We start from the raw sequence: 16,052 nt of genomic DNA, 5'->3' as shown, positions 1-16,052 counted from the left end.
CTGATCATGACCATCGGGGTAGAGAACCGCGGCTGCCGGCAGGCGGCCTGGCGGTGAGGCTTACGGCGGGTGCGGCCGGTGCGCAGAGCCTTGGCTTAGGGACTGTCTCTCTGACTTCACGCTGGTCGGGTCACATGCGAGGGTGGTGGCCATGCCGCAGCTTGGTCACCGCCTCCGCTCCTTCAGATTCACGTTTGGGCTCGCCCCGACGCGCTTCGCTGCATGCCGGGAGACAGGTGTCCCGGCTCTGGAGCACGCCCTGTCGGATAAGGCGACACTCTGTGGCATCCCTCGGCGGCAGGTGACGGTCTATCGGCATCTATTCGTCGCGAAGAGGTCCGGGACGTGTTCGGACTGCAGGGTGAAGGCGGTCGATGCCTCGTCGTGGCCCTGAGTCAGGCCTCTCCTGGAGAGCGGGCGTCCTCAGCTTGCTGCAGTCGCGTCCAGATCAAAGGGCCGTTGATCTCTGACATCAACGGCTGACACCAACAGCGACGCACGGAGCCGGACCAGAACGGTTGCCAGCGGCCACCCCACCGGCTCAGCTCAACGAGTTCGCTGGGTGATAGCGGATCCGTGTTCGACCTGATAAGGATGAGGCCACAGGTTCAAGTCCTACGGTCGGCCAGAGGCCTCAATCGGACGGCTGCAGGGGTGCGTACTGCTTCAGCTCGCCGTCCCGCATCATCCACAGACGGAAGAACGCCTCCTCCTGATCCATGATCAAGATTTGTACGGCATTCGGTTCCTGCCAGGGCATCCCGGCGAACCGTCGCCGGAGCGCATCAAGGTCGGCATGGTTGAGAGCGCCGGCCCAGATCTCGCATTCGGGGTTCTTTCCGCCACCCCACGTGGCATCCGGGCCCGTGATCAGTCGCAGGGATCCGACGCCGACAACGCCCGGCTGCTGACGCCGCGGGGCTTCATCCCGGAGCCAGTCGCTCAGTGCCTCAACGTTCTTCCAGTCCGAGGCATCGGCGGAGACCATCACATTGGCTACCCAGCTCACAGACCCGGCCCCCTCTCCCAGCCGTCACCCGCAGATCCGCCGGAGGGCTCAGCCAGAGCGCACCTAACGCGAGTCTGTGTCTCCTCAGGGAAATCAGAGACCAGGTCGAGCACTTGTCCGCGGTCGGCAGGCGAAACGAGCATGGGGTCTTCAAGATCCCCGATCCAGTCGGAGAGCGTCTCGATAGCGAGCCCATGCTCACCGGCCTCGAGGAAGTCGAGCACGTCCCAACGCAGGGGCACTGAGTCGGAACCCATGAGGGACTCGACGAGGCCCCGTACGCGCTTCTCCCACGCTGCGTGTGACTGCACCATTCCCGCATCCTGGCACGTGTGCCCGTTGCGTGCCCGACCGGTCGGGGGCCAGCAGGGAACCACGGGACATATAGCAGGGTCGCCGCCGTATCGCAGGTCACAAGCGTGCAGGTCAGGGGTCATCCACATACGGGATCTTCCAAACTGGTGACATGCCACACATGCAGCAGTCGCCTACGACAAGACCACAGACCGAGTAACCGGCCCGGAAGGGAATCGTGTCAGAAGTCTGGTCTAGGTTTGACCTGTGAACCACAACCGTTCCAACACCGGGGCACCCCGCGAGCCTGACTTACCGCCCTACCAGGTGGTCTTGGCGGAGACTGATTGGGGTTCGCTCCAAACAGCTTTCGGGAACGGCGAGGACCTTCCAAAGGTCCTGGTGCGGCTGTTGGAGCCCGATCCCAAGGTCCAGGTCACAGCTTTGTCGGAGCTGGGTGAGCTGGTCGGCCACCAGAACACCATCTACGAAGCCACCGCCCCCGTCGCCATGTATATCGCCGGCATCCTCACCCACCCGGCGGCTATGACCCTCCGGCCCTATCGCAACGTCCCCATCCGCGCGACGCTGTTGGGCTGGCTGGCTTCCACCCTTTACAACGCCTCCGACGAGATTGCTGGCTTCACGGAGCAGTACTTCCCTGGCTTCCTCACCCCCGGCACCACCGTGGCGTCCTTCCGGGACCTGCGCCCGATGCTTTATCGGGCCGTCGCGCCCTTCCTCCAGGACAGCCACGAGGACGTGCGCGAAGCCGCCGTCATCGCCGCGCTCTTCCTCGCTGAACACCCCGCGCTCGCCAAGCACCGCGATCACCTCGCCGTGCACGCGCGGCCCATCCTGGACACCAGCAGCGACGACCCCAACCGCCGCGTCGCGTGGAGGGCGCTCGAAGCATGGGGCCACAATCCGCCCGGCCCGGAGCCTCTTTCGGAGGAGCCCTGGGACTGGGGGCCACACAGCGATGGCCGCGGCGATCTCGAACCTCCCTTCTGACCGATACGCGCACGGCCCACCGGAGGACCACTGCAGCCGGTGAGAGACACCAGCTCAAGGACGCGCGGCCAGCCGAGTTACTTCGGGACAAGGAGCGTTCGTGCCACATCCGTGCCAGAACGGGCGGGGTCTCACGGGGAATCAGAGTGCGCAGGAGTACGGGGTGCCGGACTCCCCCAGGGGCGAGGAGCCCGAGGTCAGGCCCAGACCGCCCAACCTCGCTCCTAAAGCGGTACTCCCGCGTGACGCGAGGCCAGGGCCAGCACGCGCTACCCTCCGATCCCGAACGACAGCCCCCTGTGATCACCGCCGAGTTCCGGCGGGGGCGCTCAGGCTCCAGGATGGCGGGGGCGCCATTCGCGAGTGCCAGCCGATTGGTGGCGTGCGCGGGGAGCTCCCATCCCATCTGCCATCGACCCAGGCAGAGCCGACCTGACGCGGCCCAGGGGGCCGTCTCCGTTTCCGGGAAGGCCCTGCGACCGCTGAACCAATCTGACGCACCGCACTGACAGTAGGTGCCCCTCGGGGTTTCAACTCACCCAAGGGCGCGGAGGCTTGACGGCAACACCTGTGCCGTGGCCATCAACCCATCCCGTTGCGGCACTAGGGTGCCGCAATGAGGTTACGCGGAGTGTTCATCGCATTTTTCCTGGTCCCGCTGGCGTGGGGGGTGATCACCCTGCTGAGGGCCGGGGCGGCCTACGGCGTCCCGGACTGCCCGGGGCTCCAGCTGGGCGAGGACGGCGAGGACCACCCCGGCCCCATGCGGCAGGGCTACACCTGCGCGCTCGACTACAGCGTCCGCGGCGGCGATTCGACCGGCACGGCCACGTACGACCAGCTCAAGTACGCCCAGGAGGTGAAGCGCGGCGACCTCCTGGGCCAGGGTCTGCTGTACACGCTGTACGGAACGGCGGGCACGGCCGCCACCGTGATCGCCACCCGGAAGCGCGCCGACGGCTAGCGGCGATGAGGCGATCACCGCAGAGTGAGGCCGCGCTCCGGAGCGCCATCGAGGCGAGTGGACTAGAACAGGTCCATGGCCGGCGCGCTGTTCGTCGTGCGCTCATGGCGGCGGCCTCACCCCAGATGTCAGGTACGTGCGGAACCGCTCCTGACATCCACAGGTGACATCAACGACAGCGGACAGCGGCATCCCGAGGTGACCGACGGGGACGTCCAGGCCGCCGAATCGCGCCGTCGACGACCTCACCAGGCAGAACTTACAAAGCAGATGTCGGGGGTTCGAAACCGTCCGCGCCCACAGTAGGAAGCCGCAGGTGAGAGCCTGTTTCGGCCCTTCGGTCCACACGGACCGGGGGGCCGTTTCCATGATCGATGCCACATGGATGCCACATCCCCACGAAATCGGCACCTCTGCTCACTCGTTGGGGGACTGGAAACGTGGCCGGTACACCGTAGAGTTCGGCCCATGGGAGGGGCAGGTACGTCTCCCCGCGCGCGCCTGGCACGCGCCTCCCCACATCCTGTGGACCCTCGGCGGGGAGGCCGGGACCACGGGCGAGGCCCCATCGGGTTTATCGGTGGGGCCTTCTGTGGTCCAACATAAACCGCCCCGCACTCGTTTGGGTGCGGGGCGGGACACCTTGACCGAGTCATGGTGTCTAACGGCGCATTCCGACGGACACGCGAAAGTCGGTGTGCCGCTGGCTGGCCGCTTCGGAGGGAATCCGGCACGGCGTCTCGGTGGGGGGTGACGGTCGACCACCTGACGCATCCTGAGAGTGCTTTCTTACCTGAGGTAACAAGAAATCATGTGCGCGGAGCATGTTCAGCGTGAACGAGATGATCCGAAAAAAACGTCCTAGGCCTCAGGGTCGACAGAAGTGCGTTTGTAGTGACATGGGTAGGGATAGGGGTCCCCTCCGCCCGCGTAGACAGTCCCATCCATCTGCAGCTCTCCATGCTCCAAAAAAATTGCAGAGTCTGGATGTCGTTGTGATTCTTGAAACGAAGTACCAGATAGGGTGACAGGCCGGGGTCTTTGTTGACCCCATGCCATTTCCCGTCGGATGAACGGCGTGTCACCTGCGAGTCCGGCCCGGGGCCGTCCCACTCGACTGGGAAGTCTTTGCTGGAAAAGTGCAATCGTCACGTAGTCGAACTATCGGCGATCCACATTTCCGCTCCCCGTCCCATCGGCCGACCAATTCGGAATGAGTTACGGCCTCTGGAGTGGCGACGGGTTTGCCTGCCCCGCAAGAGGACAGGGCGAGTGCCGTCACGGTGGCAGCTGCAAGGCTTGCACTGATGCGAAATGTATCGGATTTCACGCTATCTGCTTTCGGCCATATTTGGGATGGCGCCCAGTATGCCGGTCGATGATCCGAAAGAGACGACCTAGGCCCGCCCGCACCCCCGGCCACCGCCGGCCACGGGTACGGGCGGGAGATCAGCGTCGGGCGTACCTCATGCCCGACCCCGGTCCAGCGGGTCAGCAGACCGCTTCTCGCACCGCACCGTGCACGCCTCGGTGTCGGCGCAGGCGCGAGGGAACCACGAGTACGCAGCCCCGTCGGCCGGCCGGGCGCGCTGCTCTCCCAGGTCGATGTCGGCGCCCACCGTGAGAGGGGACCGGCACCAGACACAACGCCACCCGCGGCGCTGCTGCTCGGTGAGCTCGTCGACTGGCGGTAAATCCCTCACGGTCATGGCGTCCCCGGCTGTCTCGTCGTCAGTTCCCCGACGGTACGAACGGGCACAGCAAGCGAGGGGCAGAAATCCTGCCCCTCGATCACGGGTTCGAACTACGCTGCGAGCAAACCGAGTTGCTCGGCGAGCACGGCCGCGCGCTGCCGCCGGGCCGGCACCCGAGACTCTGTTTCCTCCAACACGATCCGCCTCGCGTAGCCGTTGTAGCGGATCGTCTCCGGAGCGGCGTGATGTGCCTTCTCCAGGGTGGCGAGCGCGGTCTCTGCCTGCCCATCGAGCTGGTACGCGCGGGCCTCCTCGATACGATGCCGGGCCAGGCGCGGCCGGGACGGGATCGAGGTGGCGTCCGCTGCGACGGCCTGCCGCACAGATTCCCCGCCAGCCCGCAACTCCACCGCCACGGTAACGGCGTGGGCACCCATGATGGCCTGTGAGAACGACGTCACTGGGTGGTAGTAGCCGGGGGACAGGCGGCCAGCAGTCGCCTGCGCCTTATCCCACCACCCCCATGCCGCCCCGTTCTCACCGCGGCGAGCAGCGGTGTATCCAGCCTCGAACTGGAGGGCCCCGGCGATGGCGCGCACTTGGTCGTCAGCGTCGGGCAGGAACCGCTCCAGGTAGCCGAGCGCCTCAATCGTCATGTCATCAGCGGCATCAAAATGCGAGGGCCCGGTGTCGCGGTGCGCCTGCGCGGCCAGCCATGCGGCTACGCCGATCGCGTGCGGGTCCTCGGACTCCTGCGCAGCCACCAGGCTCCGCTCGGCCACCCGCCACAGCAGGGCGCTGTCCGGCTGGTAGGCCACGAAGAACTGACTCAGGCTGTACACCTCCGACAGCACGGCCTGCGCCGCACGCCGGTCGGCCGCCGTATCCGACTGCCGCACGGCCAGCTGCGCATCCTGGATCAAGTCGGGCAACAACTGGCCAATTACCTCACGGTGGTTCGCCGCCTGATGCCGTGCTGCCCACGCCTTCGCAAGCCGGGCCGCCAGGTGCTGTGCTGACGGCGCTTTCCGATCCTCGCCGAGGGCCAGTGCGTTGACCGCGTCCCGAACCGCTGGCAGACGGGAGTGTCCCGGGCCGATGAACAGGGCAACGGAGGCGCTCTGATCGCCGGTCAGGTCAGACAGGTTGCGCACGCGCAGCAGTTCAGCGATGCGCAGGATCACTGGGAGCTTTGGCATACCGATCTGTCCCGTCTCCACTTGCTTCACCCACGAGGGGGACATGCCCAGCAGGCCAGCCACCACCGGGCGGGAGAGCCCGCGTCGTGTCCGAAGGATCTGCATGCGCTGCCCGAATGCCATGGGGTCGACGTACGGGTCCGGGGTAGCATCGTCTGGCATGGCCTTGCCCCTCTCTGCTCAGCTCGTCACTGTCAGAGTAGGGGGCAGGGCCCTTTCTGCGGGTGGCCTCGGATGATCCGGCCCGCGCGGCTTCGGCTGACTGTCAGACCCGCCGCTTACGATCCGGTCCGTGGCGATCGAACTGAGTGATGAGCTGATTGAGCCTGAGCGTGCGGCATGGGCTGAGCAGCAGGAGAACCGGCTGACGGTCGAGACTGCGGCCCTTGTGCAGGCGGCGATCACGGCGCATGCAGAAGCAACGACAAAGCCAAGTGGCGGGACGGCGACGAGGTGGCGTTCATCGCGGACCGCATGGCGTCCGGACGCACCTACCGCCGGAACGAGCAGACCCAGGCAGTCAATCTCGTTGAATCCTCACCCGAGGTAGCCGCCGCGCATGGACTGCTTGTAGGAGCAGAGGTGTATGCCCGCGCGCGGCTGGTGAAGGAAAGCGACCAGCCAACGCATGCCCTGACCAGCTGCTACCGGCCCGAACACGTCGAGGGCACGCGACTGGGACGGCTTCGACTCGCTGTATCCAAAGTACAAGGGCGGCCGGCCGAAGACGTTCACACTGCCTGAACGCCGCGAGATCAAGAAGATCGCCAAGTCCAGGCCGACCGAGCACGACCTGCCGTTCTCTACCTGGAGTCTGACCAAGCTGGCGGACTTCCTGGTCGCTGAGGGGGTGGTCGACGACATCAGCCACGAGGGCCTGCGCATTCTGCTCCGCGAGGAAGGCGTCTCCTTTCAACGCGTGAAGACCTGGAAGACCTCCCGCGACCCGGACTACGCGGCCAAGAAGGCCCGCGTCGAGCACCTCTACGCCATCGCCGACGGCGAGGTCATACCCGAAGACGGCGAGCCCGAAGTTATCTTCTGCATGGACGAGTTCGGCCCGCTCAACCTCCAGCCCCACCCCGGCAGGCAGTGGGCCGAACGCGGCGGCCGGCACAAGGACCCCGACCGCGAACCGCGGCCCCGCCGACGCGCGACCTACACCCGCCCCCACGGCGTCCGGCACCTGTTCGCCGCCTACGACCTGGGCAAAGACCAGCTCTACGGCCACATCAAGCCGAGGAAGCACCGCACGAGGTTCCTGGAGTTCTGCCGCTACCTGCGCAGCCTTCACCCGCCCCAGACCCGCATCGCGATCGTGCTCGACAACTTCTCCCCGCACCTGAGCACGAAGAAGGACACCAGAGTCGGCGACTGGGCCGAGGCGAACAACGTCGAGTTCGCCTACACACCCACCAACAGCTCCTGGCTGAACCGCATCGAGGCCCAGTTCACCGCCCTGCGCTACTTCGCCCTCGACGGCACTGACCACCCCACCCACAAGGCCCAGGGCAGCATGATCCGCCGCTACATCATCTGGCGAAACGGACACGCCGCCGACAAGCGCCTCCGCACCGTGATCAACAGGGTGAGCGTCGCGTGACGCAGCGCCAACGCCGCATCGTGACGCCGCCTGTCACTTACTGCGTACTGCCGTCGTCGAGTCCAGCGATGACTCTGACGTCCGCTTCGGACATGCCCAGAACCTTGGCGATCTCCTGGGTAAGAAACGGCTCCGGGTTGAGCCTTCCGCTGCGAAGCATGTGGATGGTGGACATCGATCGTGCGGTTTCCCTTGCCATCCTCTTGACCGGAATCCCGCGCAGGTCCATCAACCCGGTGAGCACCCTTGCGAACGGATGCGGTTCCAGCCGCCCAGCAGGGGCAACGGCAGGACCGAGGACCACGTCGTCGATCTTGGCTTGAAATCGGATCAGTCGGTCACCCGCAAAACCGACCTTCGCGACGAAAGGCAGGCTCTCACCACCGCTGGAACCGACCGTGCCCGGCACTGACACCTCAGTGAACCTTGAAGGGTGACCGTGGTGATCACTCCCGATCTCCAGGGGAAGACCCGGTTCGACGTGGCTGACCTTCCAGTCGCGGTTCCACCAGGGAAGATCCTGCAGCACCTCGTTGAAGAAAGGGGGCAGAACAGTGAGATCCACCGGGTCCGGAGGGTTCTCCTGACCTCCCCAGATGATGCCAGGCCAGTACGTCAATGCCGCGATCACGTCCACCGTCAGCGTGCGGTTGGCAATCTCCATGTCCGCACTCTCCCACCAGTCGACAGAGCAATCTCCCGCGACCAGGCAAACGTTGGCTGACGCGGCACTAGCGTGATCCCCGGGCCTGTCTAGTCCCAGTTGATTCGCGACGTCTTGGTCCCAGGTGAGGCTTGACGGTGGGCCTAGGTAGATGTTGATGCTGCCTCAGTGCTGGATCAGGCCGCCGACCGGGACGGCAGCGACGTGACCGGCTGCCGGAAGCGTCTGCCCCAGGGTGAGGCCGATGTCGACCAGCGATGACCGGCGCAGTCCAGCGACGTCGGGAATCGAAGTCCAGACCGACTCGGCAATTTCGCCGTTCGGCTCCGGCCGGAGTTGGCCGCCAGTGATGCGAACCTGGTAGAAAATGCCGACATTCTGGTGCTCGACTCCTGCACGCGCTACGGCCGCGGGGATCACCCTGGAGTCCACGCCCAGAAGGCGTTCGATCACCGCGCTGCAGCCGGTCTCCTCAGCGACCTCCCGGATCACCGCATCGAACGGATCCTCCGCGTGCTCGACCCCGCCGCCCGGAAGAGTCCAGGTGCTCTCACCCTTCGGCGACACGTGACGGGCGAGCAGCACCCGACCGTCCTCGATGCACACGGCGTACGCCGCCAGCCGGAAACTCATCGCCCGCACCCCCCACCGAACCCTATCCCGACGTCCAAGATCCGCGCATCGACCACTGTCAGCCATCAGCCATGACCGAAGTGTCAAGCATCTCCCGGGACCGGACACGTGATCCCCGGGCCGGCCTCCTCGTGGTCTTCTTGCTGGGCCGCATCTCGTGAACGGTGGCGTGGTCGTCCGACTCTTCGCGGGACTCGCGGGACCTCTGTACGGACGCGGTGAGCGCAGCCATCAGGTCAACGACACCGCCGCCCGTGGCCTTGCCTGCCGCGGCTGGCTCGGGCGGGGCCTGGCCCTCGGCCTTCGCGGCGATGAGTTCTTCCAGGGCCTCGCGGTAGTGGTCGCGGTAGCCGCTGAGACGCGCTCCGCCCCGTCACTTCGAGCGGAGGCGGACGTGCAGCCGGGAGGGTGCGAAGTTCAGTCTGGCCTGGCGGATTCAGGCGGGGGCGGCCGTCGCTGTTCTGGCGGCCAGGGCGGCTATCTGCGCCAGGAGTCCGGCGGAGGGTTCGTCGGACGCCGCCCATGACGATGCGGACGAGGACTGATCGGCGACCCTGGCAGTGAAGGCCCATCAGGCGGGTTTGGCGTTGAGGACGCGCCCGGCGGGGCTGCGGGTGTAAAGCCAGGCGGGCAGGGCGGTCAGTGCCGCTACGGCAAGGAGTACGGCCGGGGCCGCGGTCGCGAGCCAACTACCCGGGGGTGTCACCACGACCGAGCTGAACAGCGCGAACAGGCCGATCCCGATCGGGATCCCCACCGCGATCGCGCCCACGGCGGGCAACAGTTGCGCGATGCAGAGCGCCGCGACGACCTGGCCGGGGGTGGCGCCGAGGGTGCGGGTGACGGCCAGGGCGCGCCGGGCCTGCACCGCGGCGCTCCAGCTGACGAAGACGGTGTTGAGCACGGACAGCGCCACGAGGGCGACCGTGACACCGAGCATGACCTGGCCTGTCACAGCGTTGCGGATCTCCTGGACGGTGGACGTTCCCTGGGCGGTGTCCACTTCGAGCGACACCTGGAAGGTGAGGACTGCGGTCACCATGACGGTGGTGGCGACGGTACCGACGGCGCTCAGGACCGCGCGGCCGGGACGGCGTGCGATCAGCCGTACGCCGATCAGGAGCGGCGTGGGCAGATAGGCCGTCATGGCCGTAAGGCGAGGACGGTACGCGGTCAGGTGCGCAGGGTCGGTGAGGGTGTCGACGGTGCTGGAGCGCACGGTGCGCAGGACGGGGCCGAGCGTGCCGATCAGGGTCACCAGTAGGGCGAGCGCGGTCGCGGCCGCGACGATTCCGGTCGTCGGCGGGCCGGCTGTGTTGAGCAGCCCGGCACTGGGGTCGGCCAGGGCGGGCGCGATCAGACATCCCACAGTGACCCCGACGACGGCGGCCACCACCGTGAGGAGCAGGTACTGCGCGAGCAGCATCGCGGCCACGGTACGGGGCGTGGCGCCGACCGCCTTGAACAGGCCCGCACGCCGGTGGTCTCGCGGGGCGCGCACGGCGGCGAGCGACGCGAGGGTGACCAGCGAGGCCGCGGCGAGGAGACCGCCGCCGACGACCAGGGCGGGGCGGGCGAAACTCAGCAGCCGTGTGTCCCCGTCGACGAAGGTCTGCCAGGAATGAGTGTTGACCCAGTCCTGGCCCCGGATGTCGTCGGTGAGGACGGTGTCCGCCCAGCTGCGCGTCGCGTCGTGGTCGGACAGCTTGATGTTCAACAGGTACAGGAGGGACTCGTCGCCGGCTGCCGCGCGGGCGTCGTCGGTGGTGAGCCAGATCCGGCCTCCGCCGTCGGACGGCCCGGGGCCCTCGGCCCAATTGCCCCACGGATAGACGGCAGTGGCGGCGCTGATGGCCGTACCGACGACCGGGTATTCGCGCCCACCGATGGTGACACGGTCTCCGACATGCACGCCGAGTGCCTGGGCGAAGCCGCGTTCGATGACCGCGCCGGCGCTGCGTACCCACGTGCCGGAGGTCACCAGTGCCCGGTCCACGGCGGACGCGGTGCGCTCGCGCCCCTCGACCGTGGTGTTCTCCGTCTGCCCGTTGGCGCGGACCGTGGTGGAGAACCCGGGGACCGGGTCGGCGATCGTGTCCACGCCGGGGGCGTCCGCGATGCGCCCGGCCAGGACGGAGGGGTCCGCGGCGGTGGTGATGGCCGTGATGTCGGGTCCCGCGGTGGCCTCGCGGGTCTTCATGTACCCGCCGGCCACGGCGTTGTCGGTAGCCAGCCCCAGGGTCAGCGACGCGGTGGCGGCGGTGACCGCGAGAAGGAACATGACGGCCTCGCCGGGTCGGCGCCGTAGGTCCCGTGTGATGAGCCGCCAGATCAGCAGCAGACGGCCCATGGTCACTCCTCCCAGCCGAGGAGCGTGCCGAGCTGCCACCCACCTACGGCCAGAGGTGTGTCCTCGGCCGACGCCCCGTCGCGGAGGGAGACGATCCGGTCCGCGGTGGCGGCGACGCGTTCGTCATGGGTGACAAGTACGAGGGTCTGTCCCGTGGCCCGCAGATCGGCGAAGAGGCGGAGGACGTCGTGGGTCGCGGCGGTGTCGAGGTTCCCGGTGGGCTCGTCGGCGAGGACCACGAGCGGCTCGTTGACCAGGGCGCGGGCGATGGCAACCCGCTGCCGCTGCCCGCCGGACAGCTCGGACGGCAGGTGCCGGTCCCGGTCCGCGAGCCCGACACGGTTGAGAAGGGCAGCGGCGCGACGGCGGGCGGTGCGCGGCGAGTCACCGGCGAGCAGCGCGGGCAGCTCGACATTCTCGGCCGCGGTCAGTTCGTCCATCAGGTGGAAGTCCTGGTGCACGAAGCCGACGGCGCGGCGCCGCAGCCGAGCGAGCGCGCGTTCGCTGAGCAGGTCGATGCGCCGCCCACCCAGCCACACCTCCCCCTCGTCGGGCCGGTCAAGGCCGCCCAGCAGATGCAGCAGCGTCGACTTGCCGCAGCCACTGGGACCGGTCACGGCCAGCGTCTGCCCAGAGGGTATGTCGAGGTCGACTCCGTCGACGGCCACAACCGTGCTCTCCCCCTGCCCGTAGACCCGCGACAGGCCGACGGCCCGCAGCACCGGACCTGCCGTCACGTCCCCGGAGGAGTCGCCGCTCCGGGACAGCCCCCTGCCCCACCGGCGGCCTCGTGTCATCATCCGTTCCCTCCGCCTTTCCCGTACGGGGCGCGCGCGGACCAGGTCCGCTCGCACGCCTCCAACCAGCGCAGATCGGCCTGCAATCGGAGTGCTACGCCCTCCAGGAGCAGCCCGACCTCCGAGTTCGTGCCGTGAGTGAGGACGGCATGCTGGGCCTCGGCGAGGCTGCGCCTCAGCTCGCGGCGCCGGGCCTCGACGAGGGCAAGCGGCTCTGCCATGCCCGAATCTACGGCGGCCACCAGCTTCAGATGGAACTCCGTCACGTCCACCCGGGGCCCGGCGGGCTCGGCCAGCCACTCGGCCACCCGCTCCCGTCCGGCTCCGGTCAGCGCGTACACCTTGCGCCGCGGACCGCGCGCGGATGCATCCTCGCGTTCCCGTATGACCAGACCCGCCTTCTCGAGCCGGGTGAGCGTGACGTACACCTGCCCGGCGTTGAGCGTCTGGCCGAGCGGCCCGAGCGCGGCAAGCAACCGCCCGCGCAGGTCGTACCCGTGCGACGACCCCTTGACCAGAAGCGCCAGCACCACGTCCTGCACGGACTGCCCTCCCCCTCCTCCGCGATACCTCAATAGATAGCGGTTAGCTAAAAGCGGCGTCAATTGCCACCGGCCGCGCTCCCGCCTTCCTCGATCGCCAAGCTCCTCGGCGTCTCTCCGGGCACCCTCTACAACCACATCCCCGACCTGCGCGAACTGCGCGCCGGCATCGTCCCCCGTCAGCTCGAAGCTCCTACGAGCTAGGCGAGCCCCAGCAAGATCGTTCTCACCGAGATTCCTGTACCTCAACTACTCACAGCCGCAGTCCGTCAGCCGGTCCATGCGCGGAGCCGGGCCACGGCGTCCTGCAGATCGTCGAAGGCCTGCTGCTCCTGTCGGGGCGTTGCCATGGTGCCGCCCAGGATGCTGCCGCGGGCAGATCGAGCCCGGGCATAGACGGCGAACCGCGCCACCACGTTGTCGATCAGGTCCTCATGCGCGCAGGGAGAGACAGGCGGACGTTCGGGGGGCGTCGGCATGACAGGTAGTCCAGTCGTGAGAGGTGAGTTTGTGCAACGGCGTAGCGCCTCTCCCCGCGGTCCACGAGGAGAAGTTGCCTTCTCTGAGAGCCGCCGAGCCCACACCTCATGCCCTCTGCTGAAAACGCGCGTACAGCACCGAGACCCCGCGCCGATCCGGCGCCGAGGAAATCGGAACGGGCGAGCGCAATCCGCATCGGTGAAGCCCTCCGGGTTCGACGAAAGCAACGCCGACCAGGCTTCCCGGCACACCACACGCCCCACTGTTCGAACGTGACGGCGCCACACTACTTGCCGTGCCTCGGCGCGGCGATAGGCCCCGGCAGCCGACTGCCACAGCGCCTGAGGAAATGCCACATTCGTGAGACCGGACGCCCCGAAGCAGGGCGGGAGCTGGGCCCGCATGCACCCGGAGGTCGCCACGAAAACGATCGCGGCCAGCACCTCCCGGTCACCGTAACGACGAGGGCCACCGCCCTGCGGCCGCGTCGGGGCGGCCGCCAACGAAGGGGCCGGGGTGGCGGCGATTCGGCCGTCCCTGGGCCGTTCCGCTCACTCTGCGGATTCGCCGCCCGCTGGCCGATCTCCACCCCCGGTGCGGAAGAGCATTCGGGCCGCGCCCAGACCTCATCGCCTAGTCGGTTTCCCCGACCAGGGACGCGAGGTGATCGAGGAGCCGCTCGAACTCAGGGGTACTGGTGAACTCCTGGTGCTCCTCGGCGTCGGCGAGTTTGTGCCGGATGTCGCGGACCCGTTTCCGTACGTCCTTGGTCTTGTCCTCCCCCTTCTCTCTGCCCTCAGCCAGCTTGTCCTGGGCTTCGGAGACCTCGTCTTCCAAATCGTCGGCGAGGTGCGAGTCGAGCCGACCTTCGCCGGCTGCAGCGCTCAGTTCCTGGGACACCTGGCCGAGCAACACACCGGGGTCATTCGACAACGCTGCGGGTGTGTCGACGGTGACGTCCGAGGCAGCGGACGGGCTCGGCGGAGGAAAAGCATCTGAAGCAACGGACGACGAGGGAGCGGGGTCAGTGGTGGGCGGCACTGCTTCCTGGGTCGCGGAAGGGGAGTCGGCAGCGGCCACCTGTGCGGAGTCTGGCTGGAAGAGGAGGTATCCCACGGTCGCGAGAGCGGCCGCTGCGAGTCCCGAGATCGCTGCCGTGCGCGCGCGGGAGTCACGCCTGCGGGATCGGCGTGTGGCAGGAGCCGGCAGCACGGCCGTGCGTCCCACCGCGGCGGCCGGTCGTGCGGACGGCGGTGGTATGGGCTGTGCCATCGCGGGCGCGCTCCGCCTTCCCGGGGTGGACAGCCAGTCCGCGACCTGTTCGGCGCCGGGGCGCGCTTCCGGTTCCTTGGCGAGCAGCGCCAGGACGAGTTGTTCGAGCTCCACCGGAAGCTCTGCCCCCATGCTGCGCGGCGGTGCGGGCAGCTCCTGGACGTGCTGGTAGAGCAGTGCGGTCGGGGTGTCCGCGCGGAAGGGCGGGTGCCCCACAAGGAGCTCGTACAGGACGCAGCCGAGCGCGTACATGTCGGAGGCCGGGCCGGCGTCGGTTCCGAGGGCGCGTTCCGGAGCGAGGTAGGAGACGGAGCCGACGATCATGCCCGCGCTGGTGAGCCCGGCCGCCGTGTCGTCGGCGAGGCGGGCGATACCGAAGTCCACCACCTTGACCGTGCCGTCAGGGGCGAGCAGAAGGTTGGCGGGCTTGATGTCGCGGTGGATGACGTTCTGCCGGTGTGCGGCGGCCAGGCCTGAGGCGGTCTGGCTGCCGATGGCGGCCACCTCGCGGGGGGTGAGCGCCCCCGCCGAGGCCAGCTGGTCGGCCAGGCTGCACCCCTGGACCATTTCCATGACCAGGTAGAGACGGTCGTCGGCCTGGCCGAAGTCGTAAATGGCGACGATGTTGGGGTGGCTCAGGCGAGCGGTCGTGTGCGCCTCCTGCCGGAAGCGGGCCGCAGCCGACGGGTCGATGCCGCCGGCCAGGAGCAGCTTGACCGCAACCGGACGGCCAAGGACCTCGTCTCGCGCGCGCCAGACCTCCCCCATCCCTCCTCGACCGAGAAGCTCCTCAAGCTGGTACCGAGCCGCCAACAGCACGCCGAACGCCCTCCAAGTGGACTGCCAGGACCGAACCCTGCCAGACGGCGGCACCAGGGTTCTTCTCGCTCGCGCAATGAGATACCGCCCCGTCAAGGGCAGCGACCGCGCGATAGCCGGATCGCCAGCGCACACCGATGAGGTCCCATTTCCAAGATCGCAGCAGGCTATCAGAACCCTCGCCCACCAGTTCGACGAGGCGAGCACGGAGAGTGACGCCTTGCCCGTGTGCCAGGAGTGGGGGCGCCTGCATCCGGACGCCGGAGCGGTACCGTCACAAATGGCTACCCGCACCGGTGCGGCTACATCGGCACCTCGGAAATCCGCCCGAGCATCCTGTACGTACTGATCCTGCAGATAAGTCCGTCCTGCCTTCCTGATCAGGCAGGAGGCGGTCACCGCCCAGTTGACAGGGCAGCAGCCTCCGCCGCAGGGGTTCGACTTCGGGATCTCTCACCCCTCGCTTCCTCACCTCCGGCAACATCGCCGACGACCAGGCAGCCGACTCGTCCATCTCTTCTGCGCCAGGAGCAGACTCCCGGATCAGCCCGTCCTCACTCCATGCTGCGGACTGCACGCCCCGCGAAGTAACCCCGGGTGCTGCCGCAGGAGCGATCCACGCCCCTTCCGCCATCTACGCGGCAAAAACCACGACAGGTCCCGGATCAGGTGATCCGAGACCCATCGGTAGCTAGACGCTGCTGTCAGCGAGCGGCGG

The 16,052-nt window shown here is 67.8% G+C and carries 13 protein-coding genes and 3 pseudogenes; 5 read left to right on the top strand and 11 right to left on the bottom strand.

The genetic code is table 11. The annotated features are described in order from the left end of the window. Window positions 1-634: 634 nt before the first annotated feature. Together ACFU6I_RS24335 and ACFU6I_RS24330 are read right to left on the bottom strand one after the other, a co-directional pair. Window positions 635-1,009 (bottom strand): squamosa promoter-binding protein 15, encoded by a 375-nt coding sequence (locus tag ACFU6I_RS24335; RefSeq protein ID WP_356497632.1) that lies wholly within the window; start codon window positions 1,007-1,009, stop codon window positions 635-637. Beyond that, entirely contained in the window at window positions 1,006-1,323 is a 318-nt protein-coding gene (locus ACFU6I_RS24330) for a MafI family immunity protein (RefSeq protein WP_384370438.1), read from the bottom strand. Before ACFU6I_RS24330 ends, ACFU6I_RS24335 begins: the two co-directional genes overlap by 4 nt. A gap of 247 nt (window positions 1,324-1,570) precedes the next feature. Between ACFU6I_RS24330 and ACFU6I_RS24325 the strand changes: the two genes are divergently transcribed. Together ACFU6I_RS24325 and ACFU6I_RS24320 are read left to right on the top strand one after the other, a co-directional pair. Then, window positions 1,571-2,317: a hypothetical protein gene (locus ACFU6I_RS24325; RefSeq protein ID WP_384370435.1), complete on the top strand. Its 747-nt coding sequence runs from the start codon at window positions 1,571-1,573 to the stop codon at window positions 2,315-2,317. Between the two features lie 631 nt (window positions 2,318-2,948). Then, the gene (locus ACFU6I_RS24320) at window positions 2,949-3,281 is read left to right on the top strand and encodes a hypothetical protein (protein ID WP_384370433.1); all 333 of its coding nucleotides are present in this window, start codon (window positions 2,949-2,951) and stop codon (window positions 3,279-3,281) included. A 1,804-nt stretch (window positions 3,282-5,085) separates the two neighbouring features. On the opposite strand, the gene ACFU6I_RS24315 is transcribed toward ACFU6I_RS24320, so the two are convergent. Next, a complete protein-coding gene (locus tag ACFU6I_RS24315; protein WP_384370430.1) occupies window positions 5,086-6,336 on the bottom strand; it encodes a helix-turn-helix domain-containing protein in 1,251 nt (416 codons plus the stop codon). Between the two features lie 261 nt (window positions 6,337-6,597). Here ACFU6I_RS24315 and ACFU6I_RS24310 point away from each other — a divergent pair. Further along, a pseudogene (locus ACFU6I_RS24310) lies at window positions 6,598-6,852 on the top strand (GntR family transcriptional regulator); the annotation flags it as partial. A 1-nt stretch (window position 6,853) separates the two neighbouring features. Next, window positions 6,854-7,777 (top strand): annotated as a pseudogene (locus ACFU6I_RS24305) (IS630 family transposase); the annotation flags it as partial. Between the two features lie 37 nt (window positions 7,778-7,814). Here the strand turns inward: ACFU6I_RS24305 and ACFU6I_RS24300 are convergent. From ACFU6I_RS24300 to ACFU6I_RS24280, 5 genes are all read right to left on the bottom strand, one after another. Further along, on the bottom strand, window positions 7,815-8,441 hold the full coding sequence (locus ACFU6I_RS24300) for an XRE family transcriptional regulator (RefSeq protein ID WP_384370427.1): 627 nt from the start codon (window positions 8,439-8,441) through the stop codon (window positions 7,815-7,817). 165 nt (window positions 8,442-8,606) lie between these two features. Next, window positions 8,607-9,074, bottom strand: coding sequence for an NUDIX hydrolase (locus tag ACFU6I_RS24295; protein ID WP_384370456.1), 468 nt, complete (start codon window positions 9,072-9,074; stop codon window positions 8,607-8,609). A 571-nt stretch (window positions 9,075-9,645) separates the two neighbouring features. Next, entirely contained in the window at window positions 9,646-11,424 is a 1,779-nt protein-coding gene (locus tag ACFU6I_RS24290) for an FtsX-like permease family protein (RefSeq protein WP_384370424.1), read from the bottom strand. Window positions 11,425-11,426: 2 nt separating this feature from the next. Beyond that, complete coding sequence (locus ACFU6I_RS24285; protein ID WP_384370421.1) at window positions 11,427-12,224, bottom strand: ABC transporter ATP-binding protein; 798 nt, start codon at window positions 12,222-12,224, stop codon at window positions 11,427-11,429. Beyond that, on the bottom strand, window positions 12,221-12,763 hold the full coding sequence (locus ACFU6I_RS24280) for a PadR family transcriptional regulator (protein WP_384370419.1): 543 nt from the start codon (window positions 12,761-12,763) through the stop codon (window positions 12,221-12,223). Before ACFU6I_RS24280 ends, ACFU6I_RS24285 begins: the two co-directional genes overlap by 4 nt. Window positions 12,764-12,826: 63 nt before the next feature. Here ACFU6I_RS24280 and ACFU6I_RS24275 point away from each other — a divergent pair, with 63 nt between their 5' ends. After that, a complete protein-coding gene (locus tag ACFU6I_RS24275; protein ID WP_384370416.1) occupies window positions 12,827-12,967 on the top strand; it encodes a hypothetical protein in 141 nt (46 codons plus the stop codon). A gap of 65 nt (window positions 12,968-13,032) precedes the next feature. On the opposite strand, the gene ACFU6I_RS24270 is transcribed toward ACFU6I_RS24275, so the two are convergent. The 3 genes and pseudogenes from ACFU6I_RS24270 to ACFU6I_RS24260 form a co-directional block, all read right to left on the bottom strand. Next, entirely contained in the window at window positions 13,033-13,242 is a 210-nt protein-coding gene (locus ACFU6I_RS24270; protein ID WP_384370453.1) for a hypothetical protein, read from the bottom strand. Window positions 13,243-13,602: 360 nt separating this feature from the next. Further along, a pseudogene (locus ACFU6I_RS24265) lies at window positions 13,603-13,737 on the bottom strand (IS5/IS1182 family transposase); the annotation flags it as partial. A 139-nt stretch (window positions 13,738-13,876) separates the two neighbouring features. Beyond that, a complete protein-coding gene (locus ACFU6I_RS24260) occupies window positions 13,877-15,334 on the bottom strand; it encodes a serine/threonine-protein kinase (protein ID WP_384370413.1) in 1,458 nt (485 codons plus the stop codon). Between the last annotated feature and the right edge of the window lie 718 nt (window positions 15,335-16,052).

The organism is Streptomyces sp. NPDC057486, assembly GCF_042802415.1.
Lineage (GTDB): Bacteria > Actinomycetota > Actinomycetes > Streptomycetales > Streptomycetaceae > Streptomyces > Streptomyces yanii.
This window is presented reverse-complemented; position numbering and strand designations above follow the sequence as displayed.